The 14974-nt window shown below is 55.7% G+C and carries 12 protein-coding genes and 1 pseudogene; 3 read left to right on the top strand and 10 right to left on the bottom strand.

Annotated elements, in window-relative coordinates:
* Positions 1–236 precede the first annotated feature (236 nt).
* The 3 genes from ACOYW1_RS28970 to ACOYW1_RS28960 form a co-directional block, all read right to left on the bottom strand.
* Positions 237–632, bottom strand: a complete 396-nt coding sequence (locus ACOYW1_RS28970; RefSeq protein WP_482420700.1) for a cupin domain-containing protein — start codon at positions 630–632, stop codon at positions 237–239.
* Positions 633–739: 107 nt separating this feature from the next.
* Positions 740–2074, bottom strand: coding sequence for a cell envelope integrity protein CreD (creD, locus tag ACOYW1_RS28965; protein ID WP_482420699.1), 1335 nt, complete (start codon positions 2072–2074; stop codon positions 740–742).
* A 313-nt stretch (positions 2075–2387) separates the two neighbouring features.
* Entirely contained in the window at positions 2388–2852 is a 465-nt protein-coding gene (locus ACOYW1_RS28960) for a YehS family protein (RefSeq protein WP_482420698.1), read from the bottom strand.
* Between the two features lie 487 nt (positions 2853–3339).
* Here ACOYW1_RS28960 and ACOYW1_RS28955 point away from each other — a divergent pair, with 487 nt between their 5' ends.
* Entirely contained in the window at positions 3340–4377 is a 1038-nt protein-coding gene (locus ACOYW1_RS28955; RefSeq protein WP_482420697.1) for an exonuclease/endonuclease/phosphatase family protein, read from the top strand.
* Between the two features lie 6 nt (positions 4378–4383).
* Here ACOYW1_RS28955 and ACOYW1_RS28950 read toward each other — a convergent pair whose 3' ends face one another.
* Together ACOYW1_RS28950 and ACOYW1_RS28945 are read right to left on the bottom strand one after the other, a co-directional pair.
* Positions 4384–4734, bottom strand: a complete 351-nt coding sequence (locus tag ACOYW1_RS28950; RefSeq protein WP_482420696.1) for a hypothetical protein — start codon at positions 4732–4734, stop codon at positions 4384–4386.
* A gap of 604 nt (positions 4735–5338) precedes the next feature.
* On the bottom strand, positions 5339–6136 hold the full coding sequence (locus tag ACOYW1_RS28945; protein WP_482420695.1) for a hypothetical protein: 798 nt from the start codon (positions 6134–6136) through the stop codon (positions 5339–5341).
* A 354-nt stretch (positions 6137–6490) separates the two neighbouring features.
* Here ACOYW1_RS28945 and ACOYW1_RS28940 point away from each other — a divergent pair, with 354 nt between their 5' ends.
* Positions 6491–8557 carry a methyl-accepting chemotaxis protein gene (locus tag ACOYW1_RS28940; protein WP_482420694.1) on the top strand — a complete coding sequence of 689 codons (2067 nt, stop codon included), beginning with the start codon at positions 6491–6493 and terminating at the stop codon, positions 8555–8557.
* A gap of 300 nt (positions 8558–8857) precedes the next feature.
* On the opposite strand, the pseudogene ACOYW1_RS28935 reads toward ACOYW1_RS28940, so the two are convergent.
* The 3 genes and pseudogenes from ACOYW1_RS28935 to ACOYW1_RS28925 form a co-directional block, all read right to left on the bottom strand.
* A pseudogene (locus ACOYW1_RS28935) lies at positions 8858–9663 on the bottom strand (crotonase/enoyl-CoA hydratase family protein).
* A gap of 182 nt (positions 9664–9845) precedes the next feature.
* Positions 9846–10277, bottom strand: coding sequence for a hypothetical protein (locus ACOYW1_RS28930; RefSeq protein WP_482420693.1), 432 nt, complete (start codon positions 10275–10277; stop codon positions 9846–9848).
* A gap of 98 nt (positions 10278–10375) precedes the next feature.
* Positions 10376–11302 (bottom strand): transposase, encoded by a 927-nt coding sequence (locus ACOYW1_RS28925; protein WP_482420692.1) that lies wholly within the window; start codon positions 11300–11302, stop codon positions 10376–10378.
* 229 nt (positions 11303–11531) lie between these two features.
* On the opposite strand from ACOYW1_RS28925, the gene ACOYW1_RS28920 reads away from it, so the two are divergent.
* Positions 11532–12605 carry a PTS sugar transporter subunit IIC gene (locus tag ACOYW1_RS28920; protein ID WP_482420691.1) on the top strand — a complete coding sequence of 358 codons (1074 nt, stop codon included), beginning with the start codon at positions 11532–11534 and terminating at the stop codon, positions 12603–12605.
* Between the two features lie 25 nt (positions 12606–12630).
* Here the strand turns inward: ACOYW1_RS28920 and ACOYW1_RS28915 are convergent, their stop codons facing one another.
* Both ACOYW1_RS28915 and ACOYW1_RS28910 read right to left on the bottom strand, forming a co-directional pair.
* Positions 12631–13881 (bottom strand): porin, encoded by a 1251-nt coding sequence (locus tag ACOYW1_RS28915; protein ID WP_482420690.1) that lies wholly within the window; start codon positions 13879–13881, stop codon positions 12631–12633.
* Positions 13882–14359: 478 nt separating this feature from the next.
* The gene (locus ACOYW1_RS28910) at positions 14360–14893 is read right to left on the bottom strand and encodes a cysteine hydrolase family protein (protein ID WP_482420689.1); all 534 of its coding nucleotides are present in this window, start codon (positions 14891–14893) and stop codon (positions 14360–14362) included.
* Positions 14894–14974 lie beyond the last annotated feature (81 nt).

The raw sequence follows: 14974 nt of genomic DNA, 5'->3' as shown, positions 1-14974 counted from the left end.
ACAACCTGTGACATCGTATCCTGTTACTTTTAAGCTTGTGAGCCAGCCCGAACAAACCATCAGCGTTTACGTCGGGCGAAGCCCGAGTCGAAGGCCCTTGCGCTTTGGCCCGAGGAACGAGGGACGAAGCGCAAGGGCAATCAGCTTTCGAGGTGGCTCACCTCGCCGCCGGAGGCACGCTTTTGGAGCCGACTTTAACCATCGAGGACAGGCCTTTTGACGGATCTCTCAGTTGCTCAGGGCAAGGCAGGAAAAAACGTGGCGCGAAGCAGGAGCCCTTTGTCTCCAGCTTTGACGCCATGGGCTTCCCCCTTGGGTATCACGGCAAGGCGCCCCATGTGGTAGGGGTGGTGCTTTCCGTCGAGCTCAAGGGAGCCTTCCCCGCCCAGAACCTCATGGAGCTCCCACTCTTCCCCGTGGACGTGGGACTCCAGGGTGCAGCCGGGATCGATGCGAACCATATGGGCGCTCAGCGCCCCGTCCGTGCCCTCTCCGGAGACAAGGGACTTTAAGTACACCCCTTTAAAGTGGGGGTGAGCGTTCCACGGCCCGGTCTGTTTCGGGGAGTCTTCTCCCTTGTACGTAACAGATCCGTTGGCCATTGCCGCAAACAATTCCTTTTCCATTTCCATGGCATCCTCCAAGTCAAAAAATTCGGTTGGGTCGTGTTGACGTCACGGCAACACTACCTGCCCGCGTCTCTGGAATCTTGGAGGATCTTGCAAAATACTCTGCCGCTTCAGTCTGCGTCTTCCTTTTCCAGTGCGTACCAGTCGATGCCCCGGGTGATGTACATGACCACCGAGAGCACGAGAAACAGGCCGACACTGCCCATGATCAGGGCGTAGTCTTCAAGCTGGAGCACAATGTAGAGGTAGGCATAGAGCACGGTCAGGATCCCGAACACCGTGACGGTGAAGCGGTTGTTGCGCAGAATCCCCCGGGAGTATCCCGTGATGAGGGCCGTAACCGCCGTTGCCGAGATGATGTAGGCCAGGTCAAAGTTAAGATGCTCGGAAATGGAGAGGAGCAGCACGTAAAAGAGCAGCACGGCCAGCCCGATGAGGATGTACTGAATCGGGTGAACCCTTTTCTTGCTGATGATCTCCGAGAAGAAAAAGGCGGCAAAGGTAAAGACGATGAACATCACCGCGTATTTTGAGATGCGGATGGACTTCTGGTAGATGTCCGCCGTCACCAGAAGGTTCACCCCAAAGGCGGAGTCTCCCACCTTGTACTGGTTTCCAGACCACACTTGGGGGTAGTTCCGGTTCAGATGGAGCACCGACCAGTCCGCGGAAAAGCCCCGGTCCGTCACCTCCCGTTGGCTGGGGAGAAACGAGCCGTTAAAACTCGGGGAAGGCCAGCTTGACGCCAGGGTCACACGGGTGGTCTCCCCCACGGGGATAAAGTGGAGCTCTTCGCTGCCGTTGAGCTTTAGCCTCAGGGAGAAGGGCGTTTTGGCCCGATCCGGGGAAAGGGGGATGGCGCACTGCACCCCGGAGGAGGCAATGTCCGTGGTTTTAAGGCCCGGGCCTGCCTTGTAGGTCGCCTCCCCGCAGGTCACGGAAATGGTGTCCCGGATCCCCCGCATGTCCGAAATCCCCACGGAAAAAACCGCCTGGTCCCAGAGCACATGGTCGGGGTCGATGCCGGAACGGGTCAGGTCCGGCAGGGCAAAGGCCCCGGAGATCTCCAGCCCGGAGGTGTAAAGCACGGCCTCGTAGAGGCTTCGGTAGCGGACCTCGGTAGCGAGCTGCCCGTTGATGACCACCTCCTCGGGCAGTACATGAAGATACCGCAGGGTGTAGGTCAGCTTGTCGTCTTCATCCCGGAAGTAGGACTTGTAGGGAACCGTAAAAAAAGGCCCGGTGACGGTCTGGCTGTTGCCCCACTTGGCGTTGATCTCGTACACCACGTCGTCGCGCCGGAACTCCCGCTCCCGCATCAGGGATGAGACCATGGACATGGGAATAAGCAACACCAGGACCAGCAGGCCGATGGAGACCACCTTCAACGTGGCCGAGTTGCGGATAAAATGGCCGGTTTTTTTCATTGTCTCCTGTTTTTTCATATCCTCTCCTGAAAACCTGAACGTAAAAGAATTGCCTCCGACGGCAAGGTGGGGGCACCTTGAAACCCTATGGCGAATGCATGGAGGCAGACATCATGCGAACGCTTTCGGGGCATTCGCGTGGTATGTGGTGGCAACCTTTTTTGCAGGAGAGGCCTATTTCATTCTCCTGAAAACCGAGTGAAAAGCATCGGGAATTCGCTTGGCGTTAACCGGAATAACTCCGGCGGCAAGGAGTGCCGGTAGCGGGTGCTTTTTACCCCTCGCAGGACCACCGGAGGCATCGGATGTGTAACTATCTATGTTTTAATTCTTACTGTTTCACGCGATACGTCACCTGCACCCCTTGGATAAAATTACGCAGGATCTGGTCCTTGCACTCCCGGTAATGCTTGTGGCCGGGCTTTCGGAAAAAAGCGCTCAGCTCGTGCCTGCTCATGCCGAAATCCGCCCGGGCCATGATCGCCAACATGCCCTCTGAGGTGAGGTTCAGAGCAATCTTCAACTTTTTAAGGATAAGATTGTTTGTCAGGCGCGTCTCGGGTTCAGGCTGAGGGCCTTCTTTCCGGCCCCGGTTATGGACGATAAGCCCGTTTAAAAAGCTCGCCAGCTTGCGGTCGGAGAGTGCCTCAAAGGAAGGATCCTCCTCCCGTTTCAACCAGGCGGCAGCCTGCTCCCGGGAGACCTCAAGGCCCCCTGAGCCGAAGAGCTCCGCCATCTTCGGATCGCTGAAGTCAAAGGCATAGCGAATCCGCCTCAGTATATCGTTGTTGTCCATCGTGTGGTCCTTGTTTTCTCGTAACTATTCAGCTCAAAAAAACAGCTCAAAAAAAAAAACAGCCTCCGGCGGCAAGGTGTGCCACCTTGAAAGCAGGTTGCGGATGTGTTTTGCCCCTCGTTCCTCGGGTCAAATCACATCCGCCTTTAAAGTAAAAATTCACTCAAAAAGATTTTTTAAAACCTGTTTGTTAAACCCGCCTTTATAAAATCAGGCAAACGTTTAGCCCCCGGCAGGGCCGCCGGAGGCATAAGCTGAATAGTTACGTTTTCTCCATCAAAAAAAGGGGTATGGTAACGATTCATAGGCCACCCCGCCATGCGCATTTCCCTTTACATCCCATATGCATCTGCATTAGTAAACCGATGCGGTCTGTTTCCTTTTCTAAAATATAAGGATTTGCTTCTCCACGGTTTATGTTAGGGCATAGCCCTTGCCCCATGGTTCCATCCGTCTGACGCTATAGAAAAAAGTTGGTGATATGAGATTGACTGATTTGCGATGTGCCCTGCCTGATTTACTTCACCCTGTGTTTGTCTTCTTTTTTATCCTCCTGATCTTGACACCCACCGCCTTTGGGGACTGCCGGGGCTGCTGCTCCGGCCACGGCGGCGTGGTCTGCCAAGACGGGGTGACGATCTGTGGTGACGGCACGCCCCTGTCGGAAGCCTGCCAAGCCAAGGGCTGCATCGGGTGCGACTCCGAATCCCCTGTGATCGCCCAAAACGATGCGGGCCCGTGGGCCGAGCCCCTGGCCGTGGCCAACTTCAATATCCAGGTGTTCGGTGTCTCCAAAACAAAAAAGCCCAAGGTGATGGAGGCCCTGGGATCCGTTATCTCCCACTTTGACGTGGTGGCCGTCCAGGAGATCAGGGACAAAAGCGGAAAAGCCATCCAGCCCCTGGAAGAGCAGGTGGACGCCCTGGGTCGGGACTACGAAACGGTCCTTGGGCCGCGCCTCGGGCGCACCTCCTCCAAAGAGCAGTACGCCTACCTCTACAGGACCGATGTCCTTGAGTTCATCGAGGCCTACACCTTTGACGATTCACGCGAAGATACCTTCCACCGGGAGCCTTTCATCGCGCAGTTCAAGGCACGAGAGAGCAATTTTTCCTTTGTCCTCATCACCCTCCACACCGACCCGGACGATGCCACCACGGAGATCAACGCCCTGCCGCAGGTGGTGACCGATGCCCGTGCCCATTTCCCGGAAGAGACCCGCTTCGTGATCCTGGGGGACCTCAACGCGGACTGCGCCTACTACGATGAAGACGAACTCTCTTCTCCCCTGAGGGGCGAAGGGTTCAGGTGGCTCATCACCAACGGCATGGACACCAACCTCGCCCGGTCTGCCTGTGCCTACGACCGCATCATCATCACCGAGGAGACCGCCCCATACTTCACCGGCACCTCCGGGGTCTTTCCCTTTGACGAGATCCTGGGCCTGTCAGCCAAGGAGGCCAAAGCGGTCTCCGATCACTACCCGGTCTACGGGGTCTTCACCACAACACCTGCCGGGCAGTAGATAAACTCACGATGAAGACCCGAACACGATCTCCTTTCCGTCCACGAGAAAGCGGGCCCCTGACTTGTCCATGACGATCCGAACTGTTTCAAACCCGTCCAGGGGCGCCGAAGCCCCGTTCCATTCCAGCCGGTCCTCCCGGATCACAATGCGATGGGTATTGCCGTCCACCCTGGCCGTCACCCGGCACATTGAGCCTTCGGCATAGCTCAAGGCCGAGACCACATCGCCAGTAAAGGTATAGGTCACGGTTTTTCCGTTGAACGTGGACGTACCGGAAGATGTGTCTGCAGACGCAAGCCCGGTGCAGGCAACGAAGAGAACAACAAAGATAAAAGCACGCACAAAACGGTGCATATAAAAAAACCTCACGTGGGTGTGGTTGGTTGAAGCGTATGCCTTCTTTGGGAAAAAGCATGCCTCCGGCGGCCAGGTGGGGGCACCTGGAAACCCTATGGCGAATGCATGGGAGCAGACATCCTGCAAACGGTTTCGGGGCATTCGCGTGGCGTGTGACAACCGGCATCCGTTTTTGCAGGAGAGGCCCATTTCATTCTTCTGAAAGCACAATAAAGGGCATTTGGGATTCCCTTGCCTTTAATCGGAATAACTCCGACGGCAAGGCAGGGCCGCCGGAGGCAGGATCTACATACGTTTGCCCTGGACGGTAAGGTGAGCCAAGGCAGGTTGTGAGCGTGCTTTCATGGTATTTTCCGCTCACGTGGCTTCGGCCCTATCGTTGCAAACGTTTCCCAGAGTCCTTCATGTTATGCCAGAAATCGGGGTATTGGGTGTGTGATGTGCATTACACATGCAGAAATCCATGGCGGGAAAAAGGCGAAAGTCGTGTCATGGGGATTGACCGGAGTGCATTGGTGGGCTTTGTCGCTGCGGTGTCTCGCGATGCGTTCCCTGTAGGAAGGAATTTTCGGGCCACCAGCCTTTCGGCCGGGGCCCGGTATCAGGAAGACGGCATGCCCTCGATGACCTGGGCGGCCAGGTGCTTTATCACCCCGGTGCCTTCAAGGTCGGGCTCGCGCTCTCCCCTGGCTTTCTCTTTGAAGTGCCGGATGCCATCCCTGTCGGATAGGGCCACCCGTCCCTCAATCCACCGAAGGGTCCCATCTTCGGCATGGAACACCACGGCGGGCCCGAAGACCTCCTCTCCGGCCCCTTGGGTGAGGCGCCCCCTGACAAGGCAATGCTCAATGGCAAAGAGCGCCGGCTCCGGCCCGAGCGCCAGCAGCTCCCCGAACAGGGCCACACTCTCCTCCACAGAGTCGGTGTCCTTCCACTCCACGGCGGCCCTCCCCTCGTATTCGAGCTGCTTGATGTCGACCTCGGTAAAGGAGAGGTCCAGTCGCGAAATGGCTTCTTGGTAGACACTCTCCACCGACGCCGCCTTGCGGCTGACCACCACATCCGAATCGCTTAAAATGCGCATGGCGTTACGGATGCTGATCATCTCTTTTAAGGTGGGCTCTTTGCGCATGACCACATCATCCACGGTGCTTTTATACACGGGCAGATCGTTATCCAGAACAAGGAGAGTCTGCGGCTCATCCCCTGTGGTACCTTCAGGGAGGTAGAGCTCCATTCCCCGGACCTCGCGGCTCCTGAACCCGGCGGCCACAAGGAGCCCACGCATGGCTTTTTTATCGACCTTTCTACCGCTGCCCACAGGACCGAGGCTGGCAATCACCCGCAGCCTCATGCGGTCCAGCGCCAGCTTTTCCAGAAGATTCTCTTTAAACGACATGGCGGCTCCTTCTGTTGAGGGTTGTCGCCCATACCAAAATTCAGCGGCAACACATTCCTGCCCCCCTGTTTTTATCAAGCAACATGGGCTTTTGTCCTAAATATAGAACACCTGCGAACCGATATAATAAAGTACATCGTACAAATTAATGTTCGCTCCTAAAAAACGTGCCGTTCAATCGCTGCGGAGACGATCCCGATCCCCTGCGGGAATTCCTCTGTCCTTCCGTCAGACGAGGTGCGTACCATTCAGGACAGAGCGACATAGCACAGCCTCCTGTTCCATAACCGTATAACATGTAACGAAAAAAATAAAACGCTGCAATACACGCGAATCGACACAAGGAGACTTCTCATGTTCAAAAAACTCAAGTTGAGGGGAAAAATCGTTCTTCTCATCTCCCTGGTGGCCCTCGTCGCCTTCACCGTGTCCATAACGGTCATGACAACCAAGACCCACCGCATGGTCAAAGACGAAGCCCTGGCAAAGGGAATCGAACTGGCCAACCGCCACGGCAATGAGGTCAAGGCATTACTGGAGCTGCCCCTGGAGTCGTCACGCACCATTGCCCGAGGCATCATGGGCCTGAAGGACCAGGGGAGCGTGCCCGACCGAGCCGCTTTAAACCGCCTGCTCAAGGGGATCATCGCCAACGACCCCGAGCTCCAGGGCATCTGGGCCTGCTTCGAACCGGACGCCTTAGACGGCAGGGATGCCGAGTTTACGGGCACGGCCAACCATGACGACTCCGGCCGCTACATTCCCTACCTCTACCGCCTGGGATCGCCCCTCACCGTGGACAAACTCACCGACTACACGATCCCGGAGACCAACAATTACTATGTCATTCCCCAGCGAACCGGCAAAGAGTACATCACGCCACCCACGGTCTATACCATCAGCGGCAGGGAGGTCATCCTCACCAGCCTGACGGCTCCGGTGATGGAAAACGGTGGGGCCATCGGGGTGGTGGGGCTTGATATCCAGCTCAACAGCCTCTCCGACATGGTGGCCGACATCACCCCTTACGGAACCGGATATGCAGCCATCATTGCGGCCAACGGCACCTATGCAGCCCATGTGGACAAGAAGCGCATCGGCCAGTCCATCGGAGATCAGGGCCAGTGGGCCAGGGCACGTGAAGCGGTCAAAGAGGGCAAGCCTTTCCGCTTCACCGATCACTCAGCGCACCTTGACACCGATACCTTAAGGCTCTTCGTTCCTATCGAGATCGGCAACACCGGCCAGCACTGGTCCTTTCTCGTCACCCTGCCCCTGGACAAGGTGATGGCCAACGCCGACAGGATCCTTGTCACCAACATCACCATCGGGGTGCTCTCCTTTCTGATCTTTGCGGCCGTGGCCTGGGCCATCGCCACCTCCATTGTGGGGCGCATCAAGGAAAACGCAGCCATGATGAATGATATTGCCAAGGGGGAAGGGGATCTGACCAAGCGCCTTGAGGTGCGCTCCGAAGACGAAATCGGCGACCTCTCCTCGGGGTTTAACCTCTTTATGGAAAAACTCCAGGGCCTCATCCGGGAGGTGGCCTCAGGGGTCTCCTCGGTAAACGATGCCTCCGCTGGCCTTTTGTCCATGTCCGAAGAGCTTGCCGGGAGCGCGGACAACGCCTCCTCCCGCTCCACACGGGTGGAGCAGTCCTCGCGGGACATGACCGAGAACCTCACCGGAGTGGCGGCCGCCATCGAACAATCCTCCACCAACATCGCCATGGTGGCAACGGCAACGGAAGAGATGTCCGCCACCATCAGCGAAATCGCCAAAAACACGGAAACCGCCCGGGGGGTCTCGGCCACTGCCCTGGAGCGCACCCACGGCACCTCCCGGGAGATGGACGCCCTCCGCAGCGCGGCCGAGGAGATCGGCAAGGTTACCGAGACCATCACCGAAATCTCTGAGCAGACAAACCTGCTGGCCTTAAACGCCACCATCGAAGCGGCCCGTGCCGGAGAGGCCGGCAAGGGATTTGCTGTCGTGGCCCACGAGATCAAAGAACTGGCCGCCCAGACCGCAGAGGCCACACAGGGCATCAAAAAAATCGTAACAAGCGTCCAGGCAACGGCCACGGCATCGAGCACCGGCATCCTGGAGATCACCTCGGTCATCACCGAAGTCAATGACATTGTGGCCACCATCGCAGGGGCCGTGGAAGAGCAGTCCGCCGCCACCAGCGAGATTGCCGAAAACGTGAACCAGGCCTCCCTGGGCATCCAGGAGGTGAATGAAAGCGCCGCCGGATGCACGGTCATGGCAGGGGAGATCGGAAACGACATCGCAGAGGTCAACAACGCCGCTGAAGGGGTCACCCGCATCGGGGGCTCCCTCCGGGCCAGCGCCGAAGAGATGCGCACCATGGCCGATCAGCTGGGCTCCCTGGTGGGCCGCTTCAAAATATCTTAGCACCGCACAGAGCACGCCGGGGCACACAGGCGTTGTGCCCCGGTTTTTTTTTAGTTTTTTTAGGGGACAGGTTTTTTATGTTTTATATTCTGACGTAATCTGCTGACGCACAATGATGAAAGATGCACAGGGATTTTTTGGGGGACAGGCTCTTTATGTCCTGGCGCAATCCTCTATAAACCAATAAAAGATACCCAAGGGTAGTCTGGCTGCAGAAGGACCCTCTGCCCGCCGTCAAAAGGATTCCTGTAAAAGGCAAGCCAGCCGGAAATGAGCCCTTCATGTATTGTTCATAGATAGTTAAGACGCACCGGCCTTGCCACCAAAGGCTCCGTGCCGTCCGTTGCCTGCCACAAAGGCCCTGGCCCCTTTCAAGGCGTCATCATTGTCAAACACCTCGGCGGCATTCATGAGTTCATGGTCAAGGGCTTCATCAATGGGCATGGTAAAATGACTCAAGGCATTGCGCCTGTCGCACATCAGTCCCTCAAAGGGGAATCCTGCCATCTCCGCAGCAAGATCTTCGGCCTCCTCCCGCACCGTCCCATTCGCCACCACCCGTGTCACAAGTCCATAGGAGAGTGCCTCTTCTGAATAGACCGGACGCCCGGTAAGAATCATCTCCATGGCCCGCCCATGGCCAATAATACGAGGAAGACGCACGGTGCTCCCGTTGCAGAGGGGAAGCCCCCATCGTCTGTTGAAAAAGCCGAGTACTGCGCTCTCTTCGGCGATGCGAATGTCGCAGAAGAGCAGCTGGGCAGCGCCACCGCATACCCGGAGATGGCCGCGATCACCGGCTTGGAAAGCGACAGGCGCGAAATACCTAAGGGACCGTCCCCTTTTTGCCGTATCGGGTTACACCCCTCAGCCACCATGGCCGATAGATCCCCACCGGCGCAAAAGTGACCGCCCCTGCCGCACACAACGGCTACCCGGGATTCCGGATCGTTTTCAAAGTCCAAAAAAGCTTCCGACAACTCGCGGGCAGCCCGGCTGTCGATGGCGTTACGGACATGGGGGCGGTTGATTACAAGTGCTGTTACGGGGCCTTTTCTTTCAATACAAACGGATGGGGAATCAGGGACGCTTAAAACAGGCTTCATGGCACACCTTCTGTTGTTGAGTGATCGGAAGAAATAGCTCTAAACCGATCTGTGGGTGCCTTCAAGAAAAAAGTAGGGACAGGCTCTTTGTGTAACAATTGACGAATACAGGCCAAGAACCGTTAAAGGCCACGACGATTCTTTTTTGTCATGGAATCAAAGAGAAAATGCCGATGTCGTTCTCAATGAATATCGTCCAACAGCGGGCCAAGCAAAACAGCCCCGTTGGGAAGCAACAGGCTGTCATACGTAAACACAAATCCATCATACCTATCTGCAATCCTGAACAGGCTTTCCCAGATTGCAGGGTTATCTTGGAACTCTTTATCGGTAATCAGCCCAAGCACGATGCGCGTATGGCCAATGGCATGGCAGACACCTTCTTTTGTCTCAGGATCCCGGACACTGGAAGAGATATACCCGAGAAAACGGTCTATGTGGGCGGACACGAGGTTTCTGTCCATAACATTAAACCGGACGATATCTTCCCCTACCCTCACATCAAAAAACGTTGGCGGTCTGAATAACCCCTTGTCACTTTTAACGTCTTCAAACAACTCCGCAAGATCAACCATCGTATCGTACTGAATGTAAATTGCGCCGTTTGCCGGCATGTAGTCTCCTTATGTGTGAACAGGGGAATAAGTAAAACAGGGGACAGGCTCTTTATTTAATCAACAGCTTTAGTAATCAACGGTTACGGTTCACCAAGTCAGACATCAGTCAATCGTTTCAGGGAGTACATGCCCTCAATGCCTTTCACCCGTTTCGGAATTTTATTTCGTTTTGCCCGAAAACGCTCTTTAAATACCTCATATCCTGCTTCAACGAATGCCTTTGAACCGATGATACCTGAGTCCGTGAAATAACGGGTTCTGTATCGAAACCGCCTTACCCGGTTCAAGTCAAACCCTTCGGCGGTCTCTTCATCCAATACCTCCTTAGAAATCTTCGCAGCCCCTGTCTTCTCGATGGCTCCCACATGATAGAGATATTCCCTGTATTTACGAAACCGCATAGCGGGATCTTCCATGCTGAAATCAGGCATCCCAAAGTCCGTCGAAAGAAACCCATCCCTGTTTCCTGTCTGGGCGTGGTACCCAATGGAGCACCAGCGATAGTCCTCAGGACGCTTCACGATCCCGGCTCGCACCGCATTGAGATCAATGTAAGCCAGGCAATGGGTCAGGGTATCTCCCTGTTGAACAATCACACTCTTGAACCGCTCACCCCAGAGGGTCCCTTTTCTCTTTTTTTGTTTATTATAAAAACAGGAAAATCTCTGCTTAATATCCTTAACATAGGCAGAAAGATTGGAAAACCGTTCCCGATACTCATTGAGGCTTCCTTCAGGGAACTCCACATCATCACCATAGAGAAGCCGATAACGCCTTCGCACCTCGTCGTCCGACACCATAGACCCTGGCTGGATCTCTACTAACAAATGAAAATGATTGCCCATGACGGCAAACCCCAGGACCTCTACACAATAAACCATGGAGTACCTCTGGATGATACGAACCAGCTCGTCTTTCTCGACACGGCCAAAGGGAAGACCGTCAAGGGCGGTTCGACTGATGATGTGGTATGCTGATTTTTCACCTGAATCTGTTACGATCATACGGGGAATACGTGGCATGAGTCCTCCTTTCTGAATTTGTAGGATCAATAATCGGGCTGGCAGACAACAGTCTTTTCCCAAATAATAAAAAGCAGATGCACACACCAGAGCCATCGATTGGGGTATTAAAAGATGTCCAGCATAAAGAGCCTGTCCCTTGACTGTTTGAAATCTCGGCCGAATTGTGGTTAAACCCAACTACTTCTAAAGACAACAATCAATAACTTCAGGGGGATGGTGCAGGAGCATGTCACAGGGACGTTTATTTCGAAAGTTTGTCAACCGGTATCTCATTGACGGCCTGAGCGGTATGGCGCTGGGGCTTTTTTCCACCCTTATCGTGGGGCTCATCATCAAACAGATCGGAGCGGGCATCGGGGGAACCACCGGCGGTGTGCTGCTTCAGATAGGGGGGATGGCCCTTGCCATGACCGGGGCAGGCATCGGCGTGGGGGTCTCGCACAAGCTGGGAGCTCCCAACCTGATCATCTACGCCTCGGCGGTGACCGGGATGTTCGGGGCCTTTGCCGGTAAGATCCTGGCCGGAAGCGTCTTTGTGGGGCATGCTGTTCACCTGGCGGGGCCGGGGGAGCCCCTCGGCGCGTTTATCGCCGTGCTGGCAGGCATTGAGGTAGGACGCCGGGTATTCGGCAGGACCCGGCTCGACATCATCATCACCCCCATGGTCACCCTGGTGAGCGGCGGAATTATTGCCCTTCTCATCGGGCCGCCCATCTCCACCTTCATGACCTACCTGGGCGACATCATCCTCTTTGCCACCCACCAGCAGCCCTTTGTCATGGGGGTCATCATCTCGGTCTGCATGGGAATTTTCCTCACCCTGCCCATCAGCTCGGCGGCCATCTCCATCATCTTAGGCCTTAAGGGCCTCGCCGCAGGGGCAGCAACCGCAGGATGCGCAGCACAGATGGTAGGTTTCGCCGTGGCCAGCTACCGGGAAAACAAGGTCAACGGTCTTTTCGCCCAGGGCCTTGGCACCTCCATGCTCCAGATGCCCAACATCGTAAAAAATCCCAGAATCTGGATCCCGGCCATCGCGGCCAGCGCCGTCACCGGCCCCATCGCCACCGTGCTGTTCGGCATGGAGAACAACCCCAGCGGCGGGGGCATGGGCACCTCTGGCCTCGTGGGCCAGATCATGACCTGGAACACCATGATCGGCGCCCAGCACCCCGCAATACTCTTTCTCAAAATTGCTCTGATTCACTTCATTTTTCCGGCGGCCATCGCCTACGGCGTCTCGGAATACCTCCGTCGCATCGGCTGGATCAAGTCGGGAGACATGTGGCTGGAACCCTGATCGCCGCCGACCCGGAAACAAGGCATCAGAACTTGATCCGCGCACCTGTGATAAGTGCGTGGATCGACTCGTAACTGCTGATATCGGCGTCCAGGTCATAAAAATAGTACCCGGCGTAGAGCTCGGCACCGAAATCTTTGACATCCTGGACCACCTGGGCGCCGATGACATCACCCTTGCCGTACTGCCGGGCAATGCTGCCATCCAAAGTCAGGTTGTCGTCGTACTGGCCGAAGTCCACGGAAAAGCGCGTCTCCCCAAAAGAGGCAAACATGGCCTTGTAGCCCAGCTTGAGGTAATAGAAGGTCCCGTCATCAGCACGGTCTTGCTTGTACTCCTGAAGACCGCTGGCAAAGGCTGCGTTGAAACCGGAGTCAAAGAGTATCGCCACAGAACCGTCGTATTGATTCTCAACAGTGTCCGACGCATCGCTGGGCCTGGCATATGCGATGGCAGCCAGCACCTGGATATCAGCCAGCTCACCGTCGTACCTCAACGCCAGATCGCCGCCACCGTCGGCCACCCAGGAGCCCGAGGCCATGAACCCGGCAAAGGAGGGAGAGTCGTATCGCATCCTATCGTCCCTGCCCAACCCATCCATGCTGTTGTAGATTTTTGATATGTTGATACCCGTCAAGCTGTTCAAGTTCTTGTCGTAAAAAATAAGGCCGCCTGCGTAATCGCTCACGGCAGATGCGCCTGCCAGGTAAGTTCCCGAAAGATCAAGGCTGGTGGTGTCATCCGAAGCCGTGGACCCATGCCCCATGGACAAGGTTCCCCACCTCGTGTGCTTCATATACAGGTCTACATGCCTGCGCTTGAAGGTGTTGTCTACGTCATCACCCCTGGGGTCATCCTGGCTCACACCATCACTAAGGTTCAAATTGAGCCCGGCTTCCAGAAGGGTCCCGAACATGAGTTCGTCGGAAACCTTGATGGTTCCGCGAATACCAAATCGGGACTGGGAAGCCGCGTTGTCCACCTGGTACACGTCGGCATCATTTCCGTCATCGGCGGCAAGGAGGGCACGGTTGATATGGCCGTACAGCACCACGGACGACGCCTTGTTCCCACTGAACACAAAGGGCGCCCGAAAGCTTCCCCCGTCCTCTTTATCAGAGGTCAAAGCGTCGATGGTGGCCCTCATCTCTTCAAGGGCCTTGGCCTGATCGGCAAGTTGTGTCTGCATTTCGAGGAGCTCTTTTTCCGGAGCGCCATATGCCGTGCCGCCAAGGGCGGCCAGGGCAAAGACCGAGAGAATGAAAACGTGAATCAACTTCTGCTTCCTGCGTTTCATGGCAATCCCTTTCCAAATGAGGTTACTGGTCAATCACCGCGAATCATGCGTTCACCACCAAAAGCGATGCAAAAAAACAGATATTGCAGAACAAGGTCATAAGACCTTATTTATAAACAACGTTTCATGGCTAACCAAAAAAACAGACGGAGCAAACCTCAGGAATCAGCCCTATACGGCCTGGCTGACGGCACCGATTGACTGCACTGTGTTCGCCCATGTTCCGAAAAGGCGCTGCAGGGATCGCAGAAAAGCTCACCTGCCATCGCACCTGCTCGGCCCGGCCCATCGGCATGGGCCCCGGGGAGCTTTACTCAAAATCAATACTGAAAAGGAAGAGATGTACGAGACGTTATGACTTGTTCACAACAACATTGCACACAAAGAAAAAAAGATCAATCGGATAAACACGTTATACTGACTGAGTCATTTATTTTCTGTTGTGATATGTCCCTCGTCAAACCACGATTTCGCCGGAGAGTATTGCGTCAATGGGCACTCCGTAGCTCCTGATGGCGGGGAGGGTGGCGTTGTGGTGCGCCCGAATAACATCGCCGGAAGCGTGTGATTTGTCATGGGTGGTATGTGCATCGGCGGCCAAAGTCACATGATATTTCAATCCGGCAGCCCTGCGGGCGGTGGTGTCCACACAGAACTCCGTGGCGTATCCGCAGAGGATGAGGTGAGTTGCCCCCAGCTCATCAAGAAGTTCGGTAAGGCGGGTTCGCAAAAAAGAGTCCGGGGTGGTTTTGCGAATCACATGGTCCCCGGGTTCCACCCGAAGCCTTGGATCCAGCTCCCAGCCGGAAGAACCATAGACGAGGCCACCGCTTTGGGTCTCATGCTGCACAAAAATCACCGGCACCGAAGCACTTCGGCAGCGCGATGCCAGTTCATTGATGCGAGATATCACGTGCTTCGCATCAAAAGGAACGGGCTCTGGCCCGAAGAGCCCCTTTTGAACATCAATGACCACCAACGCTGATTTCATCACACCCTCCTTAAATGCACGCCAACATCAAAACCTGCCGACGCCCCATGGACATCGCCCCGCCCCCGGGTTACCCTGTGG

It is taken from the genome of Desulfoluna sp. CYM3A, from assembly GCF_056829965.1.
Note: the sequence above shows the minus strand (reverse complement) of the source record. Positions and strands in the feature narration are given on the sequence as shown.

Coding starts and splice junctions, on each gene's coding strand:
- ACOYW1_RS28970 (WP_482420700.1), bottom strand. CDS start 632: ATGGAAATGGAAAAGGAATTGTTTGCGGCAATGGCCAACGGATCTGTT.
- creD (WP_482420699.1), bottom strand. CDS start 2,074: ATGAAAAAACAGGAGACAATGAAAAAAACCGGCCATTTTATCCGCAAC.
- ACOYW1_RS28960 (WP_482420698.1), bottom strand. CDS start 2,852: ATGGACAACAACGATATACTGAGGCGGATTCGCTATGCCTTTGACTTC.
- ACOYW1_RS28950 (WP_482420696.1), bottom strand. CDS start 4,734: ATGCACCGTTTTGTGCGTGCTTTTATCTTTGTTGTTCTCTTCGTTGCC.
- ACOYW1_RS28945 (WP_482420695.1), bottom strand. CDS start 6,136: ATGTCGTTTAAAGAGAATCTTCTGGAAAAGCTGGCGCTGGACCGCATG.
- ACOYW1_RS28940 (WP_482420694.1), top strand. CDS start 6,491: ATGTTCAAAAAACTCAAGTTGAGGGGAAAAATCGTTCTTCTCATCTCC.
- ACOYW1_RS28930 (WP_482420693.1), bottom strand. CDS start 10,277: ATGCCGGCAAACGGCGCAATTTACATTCAGTACGATACGATGGTTGAT.
- ACOYW1_RS28925 (WP_482420692.1), bottom strand. CDS start 11,302: ATGCCACGTATTCCCCGTATGATCGTAACAGATTCAGGTGAAAAATCA.
- ACOYW1_RS28920 (WP_482420691.1), top strand. CDS start 11,532: ATGTCACAGGGACGTTTATTTCGAAAGTTTGTCAACCGGTATCTCATT.
- ACOYW1_RS28910 (WP_482420689.1), bottom strand. CDS start 14,893: ATGAAATCAGCGTTGGTGGTCATTGATGTTCAAAAGGGGCTCTTCGGG.